We start from the raw sequence: 14,746 nt of genomic DNA, 5'->3' as shown, positions 1-14,746 counted from the left end.
GGCCCCGGGGCCAGCCTGAATCATGTTCAGAGCTTGACCATGATGTGGCGCGGCACCGTGTAGTCCTCCAGCGCGTAGAGGGAGAGATCCTTGCCGTAGCCCGACATCTTCATGCCGCCGTGGGGCATCTCCGAGGTGAGCATGAAGTGGGTGTTGATCCAGGTGCAACCATATTGCAGGTGGCTGGCCACCTTGCTGGCGAGGCTCAGATCCCGGGTCCAGACCGAGCTGGCGAGGCCGTAGTCTGAGTCGTTGGCCCACTGTACCACCTGTTCGGCGTCGCCAAAGCGGGTCACCGACACCACGGGGCCGAACACCTCCCGCCGCACTATCTCATCCTCCTGGCGGGCATGGGCTATCAGGGTCGGCTCGAAGAAGAAGCCGTTGCCGGCGCGGATCTTGCCGCCTGTGGTCACCTCCACGTGGCCGCTGCTCTGGGCCCGCTCCACGAAGCTGGCGACCCGGTTGCGCTGGCGGTCCGAGATGAGCGGTCCCATCTCCACCCCCTCCTCGCGTTGGCTCCCCACCTTGATGGAGGCCACCGCCTCCGTCATGGCGGCGACGAACTTGTCGTAGATCTTGCCCTGGGCATAGATGCGGCAGGCGGCGGTGCAGTCCTGTCCGGCGTTGTAGAAGCCGAAGGTGCGAATACCCGCCACCACGGCCTCCAGGTCTGCATCGTCGAAGATGATCACCGGCGCCTTGCCCCCCAGTTCAAGGTGGGTGCGCTTCATAGTGCGGGCGGCGCTCTGCAGTATCTTCTGGCCGGTGGCGATGTCACCGGTCAGCGACACCATGCGCACCAGCGGGTGCTCCACCAGGGGGGCCCCCACGCTCTCGCCCCGGCCGCAGACGATGTTGATGACGCCACGGGGGAAGATCTCGCTGGCGAGCGCCGCCAGGCGCAGTGCGGTGAGCGGGGTCTGCTCGGAGGGTTTGAGCACCACTGTATTGCCCGCCGCCAGCACCGGCGCCATCTTCCAGGCCGCCATCATCAGCGGGTAGTTCCAGGGGGCGATACTGCCCACCACCCCTATGGGATCGCGGCGGATCATGCTGGTGTGCCCCTCGATATACTCCCCCGCCAGCGGTCCCTGCAGGCAGCGGGCCGCCCCGGCGAAGAAGCGGAAGCAGTCCACCACGGCGGGCAGCTCGTCGTTCAGCACCGCCAGGTAGGGCTTGCCGCAGTTGAGAGATTCGAGCGCCGCGAACTCCTCGGCGTTGCGTTCGATGGCATCCGCCAGGCGCAGCAGCAGGGTGCTGCGGCTTGCCGGGGTGGTGCGGCTCCACTGGGCGAAGGCGCGCTGGGCACCGTTGACCGCCCGGTTCACCTGCTCGAATGACGCCTCGGGCACAGAGGCGATCAGCTCCCCGGTAGCCGGGTTGAGAATGGGCTCGGCCTGGCCGTCACCGGTGACGAACTGGCCGTCGATCAAGAGTTGGGTAGAGAATTTCATGGTTGCATCCTTGCGCAGGCGTTGAGTCGTTATTTGCCACTGCCGGCGACGTCCTGGCCGTCGCGGGTGAGGTAGTAGGCAAGCAGAATGGGAATGGTGGTCACGGCCACTATGATGAGGGCCACCACGTTGGTGACGGGTCTGTCACGGGGGCGGATCAGTTCCTGATACATCCAGATGGGCAGCGTAGTCTGCTGGCCCGCGGTGAAGGTGGTGACTATCACCTCGTCAAAGCTCAGGGCAAAGGCCAGCATGCCTCCCGCCAGCAGCGCCGTGGCGAGGTTGGGCAGGATGACGTAGCGCAGGGTCTGGAAGCCGTCGGCCCCGAGATCCATCGACGCCTCGATCAGCGACTGGTGGGTGCGGCGAAAGCGCGCCAGGGCGTTGTTGTAGACCACCACCACGCAGAAGGTGGCGTGGCCTATGACTATGGTCCAGAAGCTGAACGGGATCTCCATCAGGCCGTAGGCGGAGCGCAGGGCTATGCCGGTGACTATGCCGGGCAGCGCGATGGGCAGCACCAGCAGCAGTGACACCACCTCCTGGCCGAAGAAGCGGCTGCGGGCAATGGCCCCTGCCGCCAACGTGCCGAGGATCATGGCCGCCAGCGTCGCCAGCCCCGCCACCTCCAGCGACAGATGGATAGCACGCCACACATCGGGGCGATTGAGGGTCACCTCGAACCACTTGAGGGTGAGTCCGGGGGGGGGGAAACTGGTAACTCTTGCTCTCGCTGGTGAAGGCGTAGAGGAAGATAAACAGAATGGGAAAGTGCAGGAACAAGAGCCCGCCGATGGCCGCGTACTTGAGCAGGCCGGAGGGCTGGCTGCCATGATCCTGTTTTATTGAGGTATTAGAGCGCATCGAAGGCTCCTAAGCGTTTCGCAATGGTCAGGTAGATGGCGATGATGAGGATGGGCACCAGCGAGAAGGCGGCGGCGAAGGGCAGGTTGCCCGCCGTGCCCTGCTGCATGTAGACCACCTGGCCTATATACATGGTCGAGTTGCCTATGATGCCGGGGATGATGTAGTCCCCGAGCGTCAGGGAGAAGGTGAAGATGGATCCCGCCACCACGCCGGGCAGCGCCAGCGGCAGGATCAGGGTGCGGAAGGTCTGGGCCGGGGTCGCCCCCAGATCGCTGCTCGCCTCCAAGAGGGATCGCGGGATCCGCTCCACCGCCGCCTGGATGGGCAGGATCATGAAGGGCAGCCAGACGTAGACGAAGACGATGAAGGTGCCGAGCCGCGAAAACGAGAGCGAAGGGCCGCCGATCACCGGCAGGGAGAGGATGCCGTCCAGCAGCCACTCCAGCCCCAGGCTGTCCGCCAGCCAGCTCACCACCCCCTCCTTGGCCAGGATCAGCTTCCAGGCATAGACCCGTACCAGATAGCTGGACCAGAGCGGCAGCATGATGCCCACATAGAACAGCGCCCGGGTCTTGCCGCTGGTGTAGCGCGCCATGTAGTAGGCGATGGGGAAGCCGAGCAGGGCGCAGGCCAGGGTCACCAGCAGCGACATGCCGACGGTACGGCCTATGACGTCCAGGTTTTCCGGCCGCAGCAGGGCGATGAAATTTTGCAGCCCCAGCTCGTGGCGTACCTGACCGCTGAACTCGTCCAGCCCGAAGAAGGCGTTGGAGAGCAGCATCAGCAGGGAGCCCACATAGATGATGCCGAGCCAGAGCAGGGGCGGCCCGAGCAGTATCCCCAGTAGCAGGCCGGGACGGCCGTAGAGCAGGGTGGAGAGGCGCCGCAGCGGCCGCAAGCGTGCAGGTTCGGTGGCGTGGCTCATGGCTAGACTCGCACTGTGGGGGAGGCTCATGGCTGAGCCCCCGATCCTGAGGCGCTCAGGCGGTGGATGGCCTGCTCAGGCCAGCTGAGGCTGACCCGGGCACCACGGGCCAGGCGGGCCTGCCCCTCGTTGGGGTGGTTGACGATAAGCTCGAGCTGCTCCCCGAGGCTGACCCGGTAGCGCACGAAGGGGCCGAGGTACTCCACCTCGCGGATCTCGCCGGACCAGCCCGGCATGCCGGCCTCGGTGAGCCGGATCCGCTCCGGGCGCACCATCATCTGGCGTGCATCGCCGCACAGGCGTTTGGCCTGCTCACCCTCGAACAGGTTGACGGTGCCGACAAAGCGGGCCACAAACGGCGTCGCCGGGGCATCGTAGATGGTATCCGGCGCGGCTATCTGCTCTATCTTGCCCTGACTGAAGATGCAGATGCGGTCGCTCATGGAGAGCGCCTCCTGCTGATCGTGGGTGACGAAGATGAAAGTGATGCCGAGCTGGCGCTGCAGCGCTTTGAGTTCGAGCTGCATCTGCTCGCGCAGCTTGAGGTCCAGCGCACCCAGGGGTTCGTCCAGCAGCAGGATGCGCGGCTGGTTGATGAGGGCCCGGGCGATGGCGATGCGCTGGCGCTGGCCGCCGGAGAGCTGGCCCGGTTTGCGGTTGCCGACACCGGGCAGGCGCACCAGCTCCAGCATCTCGTCCACCTTGCGGTGACGCTCTGCCCTGGACACTCCCCTGATCATCAGGCCGTAGCCGATGTTGTCCCGCACATCCATGTTGGGAAACAGGGCGTAGTCCTGAAACACGGTATTGAGGTTGCGATCATAGGGCGGCACCCGGGAGCAGGGCTCGCCGAACAGGCGGATCTCCCCCTCGCTCGGGTACTCGAAGCCCGCGATCATCCGTAGGCAGGTGGTCTTGCCGGAACCGCTCGGCCCCAGCAGGGTGAAAAATTCTCCGGACGGGATCTGGAAGGAGATGTCGTCGACCGCCTTCACCTCGCCATAGTGGCGGCTGACCCGGTCAAATTGTACGGCTGTCATGGTACGTCCTTGTCACTAGAGGTGCGGGCCGGACTCCTGTCCGGCCCGCTGGGTTGCGCGCAGTCAGCTCAAGCTCAGCGGCCACCCAGGATGGCGATATAGTCGGACACCCAGCGATAGTAGGGCACGCAAGTCCCCTGGCTCTTGCACTGGGAGACGGGGGTGCGCCAGAAGTGCACCTTGTCGAAGTTCTCTATGCCGTTGGTCTTGCAGCCCTCTTTGCCCAGCAGGGCATTGCCCTCGCAGGCGGCGGGCACCACGGGAACGGAGCCGAACCAGGAGGCGAGATCCCCCTGCAGCTTGTTGTTGAGGGAGTGTTCCAGCCACTGGTAGGCACAGGTGAGGTGCTTGGCTTCGCTGTGCACCATGCTGGTGTCGGCCCAGCCGGTGACGCCCTCTTTGGGCACAGTGGTGGCGATGGGCTGCTTGTCGGCGATCAGGGCATTGGCCTGGAAGGGCCAGGAGCCGGAGGCCACCACCCCCTCGTTCTTGAAGTCATCTATCTGGACGAAGGCATCGTGCCAGTAGCGCCCCACCAGCTGGCGCTGCTTGCGCAGCAGATCGAGGGAGGCCTTGTACTGCTCCTCGTTCAGCTCGTAAGGATCCTTGATGCCGAGCGCCGGCTGGTGGGTCATCAGATAGAGGGCGGCATCGGCGATGTGGATGGGGCCGTCGAACGCCTGCACCCGCCCCTTGTTGGACTTGCCGTCCGGCAGGGTCTGCTCCTCGAACACCACGCCCCAGGAGTCGGGCGCCTTGGGGAACACCTTGGTGTTGTACATCAGGATGTTGCCGCCCCACTGGTAGGGGACGCCGTAGTGCTTGCCCTCCACAGTGTGCCAGGGCGCATTCTGCAGGCGGGGGTCTATCTTGCTGTAGCTCGGGATGAGCGCCAGATTGAGCGGTTGCACCTTGCCGCCTGCGATGAGGCGCAGGCTGGCGTCGCCGGAGGCGGTCACCAGATCGAAGCCCCCCTCGTTCATCAGAGCCACCATTTCGTCCGAGGTGGCGGCCGTCTTGACGCTGACCTTGCAGCCGGTCTCCTTCTCGAAGCCGGTCACCCAGTCGTAGTTCTTGTCGGTTTCGCCACGCTCCACGTAGCCGGCCCAGGCCACGATATTGAGCTGGCCTTCACCCTTGCCGAGCTCGGTCGGGGCGGCCTGGGTCTGGCCTGCCAGCAGGGCGGGGATCAGGGCCAGGGTCAGGGGGGTCAGTTTCATCTTGCTCTCCTTGCATGATCTGGAGCCATGCGATACCGCAATGGCGCTTAACATCCTGTTAACCAGTCATGAGCGTAGGAGAAGGCAGTGGTAATGAGAATTTCAATTTTTAACGCCAGAGGTATCTGCCAAATCTATATCGAGTGCATATGAATCTTATTTTTGATGGCGGCGCGACGATCACCCTGAGGGTGCTGGCTAGCGGGAGGCCGGCTGGCGGGCCCGCAGCCGGCTCTGATCCCGCGCTATGTCGATGAACTCGCGGGCGGTCCAGTCGAGCCGCGAGCCGCGGCGCCACACCAGGCCGATGTCGATGGCAGGGATGGGTTCCTTGATGGGGCGGGCCTCCACCCGCTCCTGCTCCAGCGACCAGGGGCGATAGGCAAAATCCGGCAGCAGGGCGACCCCGAGCTGGCTCGCCACCAGGCTGCGCACCGCCTCCACCGAGGCGGTGCGCAGCACAGTGCGGGGGGAGATGCCGTAGCGGCGCAGGCCGGCCCCGATGATCTGATCCAGCTGATCGGCAGTGAGGGAGATCATGGGCTCGTCACCCAATGCCTTGAGGGAGAGGGTCGATTCCGCGCAGAGGGGGTGGTTGGCGGCGAGCCAGAGCCGCAGGGGGGATCGGGTCAGTAGCTCGGTATCGAACGCCTCCTGGCGTATGGTGCGGTTGGTCATCAGTATCCCCACATCCACCTCGCCGTTGACGATCTGATGCTCCAGAAACGGCTGCTCGTCCTCCTTCACCTCGATGCGCACCGCCGGAAAGGCTCGGCGAAAGCGGCCTATCGCCTCCGACAGGTAGTAGCCGGCCACCAGCGTCGTCACCCCTATGGTGAGCTGCCCCTGATCCTGCTGGGCCACCGCCTTGAGGGACTGGCCGGCTTCGGTCATGGCGCCGAGAATGCGCCTGGCATGGAGCAGGAACTGGTGGCCCTGGGCCGTCAGGGTGACGCCACGTGGGTTGCGCTCGAACAGGGCGGCGCCGAGCTCGGTCTCCAGCTCGCGGATGGCGCTGGTAACCGCCGACTGGGAGATGTGCAGTTCGGCGGCGGCGCGGCTCACGGAGAAGCTGTCGGCCACGGCCACGAAGTAACGGATCTGGCGAAAGGTAAAATTCATCTGGGCATCCTGCCACGGGCGACGAGGTTGGCTGCCAGCTTAACCCCGAACTTCCCCCAAGCAAAAGGCGCCGTGATGGCGCCTTTATCATTATTTTTCCTGCTGTTAGCGGGAGCTGGCCGCCTCTATCACCGGCACCCGGTTCACCGCCTTGCCCAGATAGGCGAGGGTGATGGTCACTATGATGCAGGTGAAGCTGAGCCACATGTAGGGCAGGTAGTCGAGTGTGGCCACCCCCAGTACCCCGGCCATGAAGATGCCGTTGTCGCTCCAGGGCACCATGCCGCAGGTGAGGGTGCCGCCGAACTCGGCGTTGCGGGAGAGGTTCTTGCGCGCCAGTCCCAGCCGGTCGTAGTTCTTGGCCATGATCTTGGGGGTCAGGATCAGGGACACATACATGGCCGAACCGAACACGTTGGCCAGGAAGGCGGTGCCTATGGTGTGGCTGGTCAGGCTGCCGACGCTGTTGATGCGCTTCTCGAAGGCGCTGGCGATCACCGACAGTATGCCGACCTTCTCCAGCAGGCCGCCAAACCCCAGGCCGAAGATGATGACGGCCACCGAGCCCAGCATGGACTCCATGCCGCCGCGACCCAGGATGTTGTCGATGAAGTCGACCCCTGAGGTGATGGCGAACGGGCTGTAGGCGGAGTGCATCGCCTTGACCGGATCCATGCCCTGGAAGGCTATGGCCCAGACAAGGCCGAGCAGGGCGCCGAAGCTGATCACCGGGAAGGCGGGCTTGCGGTTCGCCAGCAGGCCCAGCACCAGGATCACCGGCACTATGGCCAGCGGCGTGATGTTGAACTGCTTGTCGAGGGCCTCCATCACCAGATTGACCTGCTCCAGGCTGACGTTGCCGGAGTACTGCATGCCGACCACGGTGAACAGGGCCGCCGTGATGACGTAGGAGAAGAGGCTGATGGGCAGCATCCCCTTGATGTGCTCCACCACGTCGACGTTGGACATGGTCGACGCCAGCACCACAGAGTCGGAGAGGGGGGAGAGCTTGTCACCGAAGTAGACGCCGGAGAGCACGGCACCGGCCACCAGGGGGGCAGGTACCCCCAGGCTGTGGCCTATGCCCATCATGGCGATCCCCGCCGTGGCGGCAGAGCCCCAGGAGGTGCCGGTAGCCAGCGAGGTGAGGGAGCAGATGATCAGGGTCGCCAGCAGGAAGATGGAGGGGTGTATCACCTTGAGGCCGAAGTAGATGATGCTGGGGACTATGCCGCCGGCGATCCAGGTGCCCACCAGGGCACCGACGGAGACCAGTATCAATATGGCCCCCATCCCCTTGGCGACGCCGTCGACGGCCGCCTGCTCCAGGGACTTGTAATCATGGCCTAGCTGGATGCCGAGCCCCATGATGACGAACCAGGCGATGAACAGCGCCAGCTGGATCGGCAGATCGAGCACGCTGGTGAACGAAAAGGCCAGGGCCAGGAAAATGGCCAGGCAGGCAAACACCTGCGCCATGCCAGGCAATCGGATGTGGTTTTGTTGGTTTTGCATAGATACTTCCTAAACTCTTGCTCGCCAAGGTCGGTCCCTCTCGTCCTGTGGATACACGTATCCCGAGGGGCCGGCCCAAAAAGAGGCCGCAATCTACCACAAACCCGGGGCGCAAAATCCCAACTTATTTAGCAAAAATGCATTAATGTTTGATAAATCTACTCATTAGTTGATCTCATCGGCGCTTTTTTTGATTATCAGGCGGATGCAGGGCAAATAGCCAAAACCCATAGAGAAGTCCGATTGCACTCCCCATGCTCACAAACGATAATCGTTATCATTTAGTTCTGTGGGTAGCATCATCATGATCTGGATAGTGCGGTGTCTCTTGCTGGCAGCCTTGCTGGCGGTGTTGGGCTGGGGTCAGGACAAGGCGTACGGCCTGTGGAGTCTGGGCTTCTTGCTGGCTGCCTGGGTCATGCTGGAACCCAGGCTGAGGCCGGCGCTGATCCTGCTGCCGGTCGCGGGCATGACGGGGGTCGTCACCCTGCTCTGGCAGCAAAGCTGGCTATAGGAGCCGTTCAGCGGGAAGGAACGGCCTGGATCTTGTCATAGGCCAGGCGCAGTGAGGTCATGACCTTCTGCTCCATCTCGGTGCGTTCGGCATCCGTGGTGAAGTAGATCATGTCGACGTTGTGACGTATGTAGTGAGAGGGGAGCTGATTGAGGGTAAGGCAGCAGAGATCGGCCAGCTGGTAGGGGGTCAGTCTCTGGTTAAGTCCCTGTTTTTCTATCTCTTTGAGCACCAGATGTTCATAGAAGTTGTGAATGTCGGTATCCAGGATCATGGGAAAACCCCTGTGGTGGCATGGCATCCTCAACAGCATAGCCATGGCAGGGGCAAAAACAAAAGGCCCGTCACTTTCGTGATGGGCCTTTTGCAGAATGAATGGTGCGAAGAGAGGGACTCGAACCCTCACATCCGTGGGACACTAACACCTGAAGCTAGCGCGTCTACCAATTCCGCCACCTTCGCACACTGATTTTCTCCAGCTGGTTTTAAATGCGGTTGGAGCGCATTGCTCTGTGTTTACATGTCAGAATCATGGTGCGAAGAGAGGGACTCGAACCCTCACACCCGGGGGGCACTAACACCTGAAGCTAGCGCGTCTACCAATTCCGCCACCTTCGCACATTCGGGTTATCAGTCTGGATTTACATGCTGTCTGATAAAAGCATGGTGCGAAGAGAGGGACTCGAACCCTCACATCCGTGGGACACTAACACCTGAAGCTAGCGCGTCTACCAATTCCGCCACCTTCGCACATTGTCATCAATCTTGTTTTACATGCCATCGATGGAGCATGTTGCAGTATGGTGCGAAGAGAGGGACTCGAACCCTCACATCCGTGGGACACTAACACCTGAAGCTAGCGCGTCTACCAATTCCGCCACCTTCGCATCACTGCGGTGGGGGATTCTATAGAGTTTTGGGGGGCCGTCAACAGCCAAAGGGGACTTTTTTCGCTGTTGACGGATAAAGCCGTATCAAGGGCACAAAACTTCAGCAATCTGGGTCACACCGGGGCCAGTGCGTCCTGATACATCTGCTCGTACAGGGGAACGGAGTCGGCCCAGTCGAAGCGGGTGTGCATGGCATTTTGCTGCACGCGGGCAAACCGCTCCGGTTCCTGCAGGTAGTGGAGCAGGCTGCGGCGCATGGCATCGAGCAAGGTGCTGGCGGTGGGATCGTTGAAGCAGAACCCGGTCGCGTGCTCCGGATCGGCGTCCCAGTCCACCACAGTATCTTTCAGTCCGCCGACGGCTCTCACCAGCGGCAGGGTGCCATAGGCCAGGCTGTACATCTGGTTGAGGCCGCAGGGCTCGAACAGGGAGGGCATCAGGAAGAAATCGGCGCCCGCTTCCACCAGGTGGGCCAGACGGTCGTCATAGGCATTGATGAAGGCGAACCTGTCGGGATGTTGCTGGGCTATGGTCTGCAACTGGGCGGCGAGGGAGGGATCGCCGGAACCTATGATCACCACCTGCACCTGATGCTGCAAAAACTTGTCCAGCGCCGGGATCAGCAGGTGCACCCCTTTCTGCTCGGTCAGTCGGCACACCATGCCATAGATGGGCAAGTTGCCGACGGGCAGCCCCGTCTCCTGCTGCAGGGCCCGTTTGCAGGTGTGTTTGCCGGTCAGGTTGTCGGCGTCATAGGTGGCGGGCAGCAGAGGATCGAAGGCGGGATCCCAATCCTGATAGTCACAACCGTTGAGGATGCCGCGCAAGTCGCTCGCCCGTTGCTGGAACACGCTGGCCATGCCGTGAGCCCCCAGGTGCGTCAGCAGCTCGCTGGCGTAGTTGGGGCTGACCGCATTGATCTTGTCCGCATAGAGCACACCACACTTGAGCAGGTTGATGTGACCGTAGTCGTAGTTGATGCGCTGCTCGTAGTCCTGGATCTCCGGCACGGCCCAGAACTGCTGGCGATCGAACACCCCCTGGAAGGCTGCATTGTGGATGCTGATGACAGACCGGGTGCGCTGGAAGAAGGGATTGTGAGCATGGCGCGTCTTGAGCAGCAGCGGCAGCAGGCCGGTGTGCCAGTCGTTGCAGTGGACTATGTCAGGGGCAAAGTTCAGCTGCTCGCAGGCGTGCAGGGTCGCCGCCGCCAGGAAGGCGAAACGCTCGCCGTTGTCGGTATAGGCCTGATTGTTCTCGGCATAGAGCTGTGCCCGCTCGAAATAGGCTGGGCAATCGAGCAGATAGACGCAGATCCCGTCCAGTTCCAACTGATAGATGCGATAGCTGATGTCGTCCCGCCCCTGGGGGGTGGGTAGCCAGCGCGAGGCGAGGAGAATGGCCTCGTCCCGGCGCTTGAGCGTCTTGTAGAAGGGCAGGATGATGCGAACGTCGTGACCCTCCCGGGCGAGATGCTGCGGCAGGGCCTTGGCCACATCCGCCAGGCCCCCGGTCTTCACCAGCCCCTCAACTTCAGAGGCTACAAACAGGACTTTCAGTGGGTTAATAGCCAACTCTTGCTCCCTTAGGTACCACGACGATTCCGCCTTCGGATACGGTAAATCGCTCTCTGTCATGGTCCAGATTCTCACCGATCACGGTGCCGGGTGCAATTTCAACGTTTTTGTCGATGATGGCGCGTCGAATTGAGCAGCCTTCACCTATCTTCACATCCCCGAGCAGCACGGATTCGCTGATGTGGCTGCAGGGGCCTATGTTGCAGCGAAAACCCAGGATGGAGCGCTGGATCTGGCTGCCCTGAATGAAGCAACCACCGGAGATCAAGGAGTTGGCGATCTTGACCTTGCACTCATCTGTGTCGATGAAGGTGGCGGGGGGCAGGGGCGGATAGTGGGTGTGCAGCGGCCACTTGCGATTGTAGAGGGAGAAGGGGGCGTCGTCGGCCACCAGGTCCATGTGGGCCTGCCAATAGGAGTCGAGAGTCCCCACATCTCGCCAGTAGACGTTGGGCTTCTCACCGGGGATGACGTTGGTGCTGTAGTCGTAGACATAGACGGGGGCGCGGGGGAACAGGCTGGGGATGATGTCCTTGCCGAAATCGTGGCTGGAGTTCTCCTCGGCGGCATCGCGCTTGAGCTCGCGGTAGAGCGCCTCGGTCTCGAAGATGTAGTTGCCCATGGAGACCAGCGCCTGGGTAGGATCCCCCGGGATATGTTTCGGATATCGGGGTTTCTCTTCAAACCCTATCATGCGGCCCTCCTGATCCACCTCGATCACCCCGAAGGCGCTCGCCTCCTCGATGGGCATGCGCAGCGCCGCCACCGTGAGGGCGGCGGCCTTCTGCTTGTGGAAGCTCACCATCTGGCTCACGTCCATCTTGTAGATGTGGTCGGAGCCGAAGATGCAGACGTGCTCGGGGTCGGAGATCTCGATGAAGCGCAGGTTCTGGTAGATAGCGTCGGCGGTGCCGTCATACCAGCGTTTACCCATCCGCATCTGGGCCGGAATGGGATCGATGAAGCGATCCGTGATGCCGACTATGTTCCAGCCCTTCTTCATGTGCAGGTAGAGAGACTGGGACTTGAACTGGGTGAGCACATAGATGCGCAGGAAGTCGGCGTTGACGAAGTTATTGAGCACGAAGTCGATCAAGCGGTAGCTGCCGCCAAAGGGGACAGAGGGCTTGCTGCGGGTGGTGGTCAGTGGCTGGAGTCGGGTTCCTTCGCCGCCTGCCAATATCATGGTGAGTATGCCTGCCATCGTATTTCTCTCCCTGAATTCATACTTTGAAAAGGTTTTCATGTTGCCGCGAAAAAACACCCCTAAAGGGGTGGTAAACGTTTTTCTTGGTACCTTAGCAGATCCCGTCTGGCACTCTCTACTTGTTTTATTACAACCGTTGCACTTATTTAGGCTTTGCTCAGATACACCTTGAATTTGCCATCGCCGGCGATCACTTCGGTCCGTTTGAAGTGCGTCTCCAGTATAGGCTGGTAACGCAGGAAGGCATTGGCGACTATGGTCAGGGCGCCATCGGCGGTCAGAAACTCGGGGGCCCTTGCCAGGAAGGTTTCGGTGGCGGCATAGAAGGTCTTGAGCCCGACATGGAAGGGGGGATTCGAGACGATATGTTGGAATCTTTCGGCAATATCGGAGTAGACATCAGAGGCATAGACTCGCCCCTGCAGACCGTTGACCGCCAGGGTGCGGCGGCTGGATTCGAGCGCAAGGGCGCTGATGTCCACCATGTTCACCGTCAGTGCCGGGTTGCGTTTGGCCAATATCGAGCCGATGACGCCGGCGCCACAGCCAAAGTCGAGCAGCTTGCCCTGCATGGGTGGGAGGCTCGCCAACAGCATCTGGCTGCCGAGATCCAGCCCGTCGGCGCTGAAGACTCCTGGCAGTGCCATGACGGTCAGCTCGGTATCGCCGGCCTTGCACTCATAACGGCTGAACCAGGCATCCAGCTCGAACGGGGCGACCGGCTTGCCGAGCTCACCATGATAGAGGGAGCAGCGGCGGGCCGAGTCGCGTTTTATCGGCTTCTCGCCATAGGGAGCCAGCAGCTTGTCGGCCCCGTTGATGCCGCCGCGGTTCTCGCCAGCGAGGAACAGCTCGGCGCCAGGCTCCAGCAGCGGGGCCATCATGGCCAGCAGATATTGCGCCTCGGCCTTGGCCTTGGGCATCAGCAGCAGTAGGGCATCGAAGCGAGGGTTCCCGCCGAGCTGGTGATCGAACAGGATGCGCTCACCCAGGGCCGCCTGCTGGCTGCGGTAATAGCAGTAATCCGTGGTGAAGACCGTCAGGGAGTCGGCCAGCTCGGCCAGCTGACGAGGGTAATCATCTTCCAGGGCGCCACACACCAATAGCCGTTTGCCGACAAAGAGGGCTTGATTACGTTCCAGCATCTGGCTGACGGCACTGACAGGACGGCTCATTGGGACTCTCCACGCTTTTTTGGGCGGCCATTATACATGGCCGCTTTCGCCTTGACATTTATGCTGTGTTCCCGAAATATGCCCAGACACCTTATTTATCCAGAGATGATGCAATGCGGTCATGCGTATCGAAACGAAAGCATAAACACAGCCTGACATTCGGGCCTGCTGGCGTGCGCGCGTAACCTCTCATCCCTGAGACGATTCAAGCCCCGGTAGCGACCCCCGTACCGGGGCTTTTTATTGACCAATCCATCTGTTTAGGAGAAGGAAATCCCATGTTTCAAGGTTCGATAGTTGCCCTGATCACCCCATTTCGACAGGGCCAGCTGGACGAGGCCGCGCTGGCTCGTCTGGTGGAGTGGCACATAGAGCAGGGGACCCATGGCATAGTGCCGGTCGGTACCACGGGGGAGAGCCCGACCCTGACCCATGACGAGCATTGCCGGGTGGTGGAGCTGGTGGTCAAGCAGGTGGCGGGACGGATCCCTGTCATCGCCGGTGCGGGGTCCAACAACCCGGTCGAAGCCATCGAATACACCCGTTTCGCCGAACAGATGGGGGCGGATGCCACCCTGCATGTGGCCGGTTACTACAACCGCCCGAATCAGGAAGGCTTGTTCCACCACTTCAAGGCGGTCCATGACGCCACCACCAAGCCCATCATCGTCTACAACATCCCGCCCCGCGCCATCGTCGATGTGCAGCCGGCGACCCTGGCCCGCCTGGCCGAGTTGCCGCGCATCGCCGGCGTGAAGGATGCCACCGGCGATCTGGCCCGTCCCTGGACCGAGCGCCAGCTCATCAAGAAGCCCTTTGCCTGGCTCTCCGGTGAAGATGCCACCGCCGTCGCCTACAACATCGGCGGTGGTCAGGGTTGCATCTCGGTGACGGCCAACGTGGCCCCCAAGCTGGTGGCCGAGGTCCAGAACCTGACCCTGGCCGGCGAGTGGCAAGCCGCCCGCGAGCTGCAAGACAAGTTGATCCCGCTGCACCAGGCCATGTTCGCCGAGCCGAGCCCTGCGGGTGCCAAATACGCCGTCTCTCTGCTGGGTCTGTGCAGCGAGGAGTGCCGTCTGCCGGTGATGCCGCTGTCTGATGCCACCCGCGAGCGGATCCGCGCCGCCATGCAGGCATTGAATCTGTTGTAAAAACTGGGCTCTGGATCTCGCTTTTGACTGCCAGGTCAATTAATGGCCTGGCTTTGCCGATATACTCGCTTGGATACAACCAAGGA

12 protein-coding genes, 4 tRNA genes and 1 pseudogene are annotated in these 14,746 nt (G+C 62.0%); 2 read left to right on the top strand and 15 right to left on the bottom strand.

Going from position 1 to position 14,746, the window contains the following annotated elements; translation table 11 throughout:
• Nucleotides 1-26: 26 nt before the first annotated feature.
• From ACB030_RS14790 to nhaC, 7 genes and pseudogenes are all read right to left on the bottom strand, one after another.
• Nucleotides 27-1,457: a gamma-aminobutyraldehyde dehydrogenase gene (locus tag ACB030_RS14790; RefSeq protein WP_371160793.1), complete on the bottom strand. Its 1,431-nt coding sequence runs from the start codon at nt 1,455-1,457 to the stop codon at nt 27-29.
• 29 nt (nt 1,458-1,486) lie between these two features.
• Nucleotides 1,487-2,303: pseudogene (locus ACB030_RS14785) on the bottom strand (ABC transporter permease).
• Between the two features lie 7 nt (nt 2,304-2,310).
• A complete protein-coding gene (locus tag ACB030_RS14780) occupies nt 2,311-3,279 on the bottom strand; it encodes an ABC transporter permease (protein ID WP_371160791.1) in 969 nt (322 codons plus the stop codon).
• A complete protein-coding gene (locus tag ACB030_RS14775; RefSeq protein ID WP_371160789.1) occupies nt 3,276-4,289 on the bottom strand; it encodes an ABC transporter ATP-binding protein in 1,014 nt (337 codons plus the stop codon). The genes ACB030_RS14780 and ACB030_RS14775 overlap by 4 nt, the downstream gene beginning before the upstream one ends.
• Before the next feature lie 74 nt (nt 4,290-4,363).
• Entirely contained in the window at nt 4,364-5,509 is a 1,146-nt protein-coding gene (locus ACB030_RS14770; protein WP_371160787.1) for an ABC transporter substrate-binding protein, read from the bottom strand.
• A gap of 198 nt (nt 5,510-5,707) precedes the next feature.
• The gene (locus tag ACB030_RS14765) at nt 5,708-6,631 is read right to left on the bottom strand and encodes a LysR family transcriptional regulator (RefSeq protein ID WP_025328378.1); all 924 of its coding nucleotides are present in this window, start codon (nt 6,629-6,631) and stop codon (nt 5,708-5,710) included.
• A 105-nt stretch (nt 6,632-6,736) separates the two neighbouring features.
• Nucleotides 6,737-8,146: a Na+/H+ antiporter NhaC gene (nhaC, locus tag ACB030_RS14760; RefSeq protein WP_371160784.1), complete on the bottom strand. Its 1,410-nt coding sequence runs from the start codon at nt 8,144-8,146 to the stop codon at nt 6,737-6,739.
• A gap of 304 nt (nt 8,147-8,450) precedes the next feature.
• Here nhaC and ACB030_RS14755 point away from each other — a divergent pair, with 304 nt between their 5' ends.
• Nucleotides 8,451-8,660 (top strand): hypothetical protein, encoded by a 210-nt coding sequence (locus ACB030_RS14755; RefSeq protein ID WP_041206801.1) that lies wholly within the window; start codon nt 8,451-8,453, stop codon nt 8,658-8,660.
• 7 nt (nt 8,661-8,667) lie between these two features.
• Here ACB030_RS14755 and ACB030_RS14750 read toward each other — a convergent pair whose 3' ends face one another.
• The 8 genes from ACB030_RS14750 to rsmC all read right to left on the bottom strand — a co-directional run bounded on the left by ACB030_RS14750 (nt 8,668) and on the right by rsmC (nt 13,509).
• On the bottom strand, nt 8,668-8,934 hold the full coding sequence (locus tag ACB030_RS14750; RefSeq protein ID WP_106885716.1) for a late competence development ComFB family protein: 267 nt from the start codon (nt 8,932-8,934) through the stop codon (nt 8,668-8,670).
• Nucleotides 8,935-9,036: 102 nt separating this feature from the next.
• Nucleotides 9,037-9,122: transfer RNA gene (locus tag ACB030_RS14745), tRNA-Leu, on the bottom strand.
• A gap of 70 nt (nt 9,123-9,192) precedes the next feature.
• A tRNA-Leu gene (locus ACB030_RS14740) sits at nt 9,193-9,278 on the bottom strand.
• A 46-nt stretch (nt 9,279-9,324) separates the two neighbouring features.
• Nucleotides 9,325-9,410, bottom strand: a tRNA-Leu gene (locus ACB030_RS14735).
• 51 nt (nt 9,411-9,461) lie between these two features.
• Nucleotides 9,462-9,547: transfer RNA gene (locus ACB030_RS14730), tRNA-Leu, on the bottom strand.
• Nucleotides 9,548-9,663: 116 nt separating this feature from the next.
• Nucleotides 9,664-11,124: a glycogen synthase GlgA gene (gene glgA, locus ACB030_RS14725; protein ID WP_371160782.1), complete on the bottom strand. Its 1,461-nt coding sequence runs from the start codon at nt 11,122-11,124 to the stop codon at nt 9,664-9,666.
• Nucleotides 11,114-12,373 (bottom strand): glucose-1-phosphate adenylyltransferase, encoded by a 1,260-nt coding sequence (gene glgC / locus ACB030_RS14720; RefSeq protein WP_371160781.1) that lies wholly within the window; start codon nt 12,371-12,373, stop codon nt 11,114-11,116. Before glgC ends, glgA begins: the two co-directional genes overlap by 11 nt.
• 107 nt (nt 12,374-12,480) lie before the next feature.
• Entirely contained in the window at nt 12,481-13,509 is a 1,029-nt protein-coding gene (gene rsmC / locus ACB030_RS14715) for a 16S rRNA (guanine(1207)-N(2))-methyltransferase RsmC (RefSeq protein ID WP_371160780.1), read from the bottom strand.
• 278 nt (nt 13,510-13,787) lie between these two features.
• Here rsmC and dapA point away from each other — a divergent pair, with 278 nt between their 5' ends.
• The gene (gene dapA, locus ACB030_RS14710; protein WP_042648184.1) at nt 13,788-14,660 is read left to right on the top strand and encodes a 4-hydroxy-tetrahydrodipicolinate synthase; all 873 of its coding nucleotides are present in this window, start codon (nt 13,788-13,790) and stop codon (nt 14,658-14,660) included.
• Nucleotides 14,661-14,746 lie beyond the last annotated feature (86 nt).

This window comes from Aeromonas sp. S16(2024) (assembly GCF_041403065.1).
Lineage (GTDB): Bacteria > Pseudomonadota > Gammaproteobacteria > Enterobacterales > Aeromonadaceae > Aeromonas.
Note: the sequence above shows the minus strand (reverse complement) of the source record. Positions and strands in the feature narration are given on the sequence as shown.

Coding starts and splice junctions, on each gene's coding strand:
- ACB030_RS14790 (WP_371160793.1), bottom strand. CDS start 1,457: ATGAAATTCTCTACCCAACTCTTGATCGACGGCCAGTTCGTCACCGGT.
- ACB030_RS14780 (WP_371160791.1), bottom strand. CDS start 3,279: ATGAGCCTCCCCCACAGTGCGAGTCTAGCCATGAGCCACGCCACCGAA.
- ACB030_RS14775 (WP_371160789.1), bottom strand. CDS start 4,289: ATGACAGCCGTACAATTTGACCGGGTCAGCCGCCACTATGGCGAGGTG.
- ACB030_RS14770 (WP_371160787.1), bottom strand. CDS start 5,509: ATGAAACTGACCCCCCTGACCCTGGCCCTGATCCCCGCCCTGCTGGCA.
- ACB030_RS14765 (WP_025328378.1), bottom strand. CDS start 6,631: ATGAATTTTACCTTTCGCCAGATCCGTTACTTCGTGGCCGTGGCCGAC.
- nhaC (WP_371160784.1), bottom strand. CDS start 8,146: ATGCAAAACCAACAAAACCACATCCGATTGCCTGGCATGGCGCAGGTG.
- ACB030_RS14755 (WP_041206801.1), top strand. CDS start 8,451: ATGATCTGGATAGTGCGGTGTCTCTTGCTGGCAGCCTTGCTGGCGGTG.
- ACB030_RS14750 (WP_106885716.1), bottom strand. CDS start 8,934: ATGATCCTGGATACCGACATTCACAACTTCTATGAACATCTGGTGCTC.
- glgC (WP_371160781.1), bottom strand. CDS start 12,373: ATGAAAACCTTTTCAAAGTATGAATTCAGGGAGAGAAATACGATGGCA.
- rsmC (WP_371160780.1), bottom strand. CDS start 13,509: ATGAGCCGTCCTGTCAGTGCCGTCAGCCAGATGCTGGAACGTAATCAA.
- dapA (WP_042648184.1), top strand. CDS start 13,788: ATGTTTCAAGGTTCGATAGTTGCCCTGATCACCCCATTTCGACAGGGC.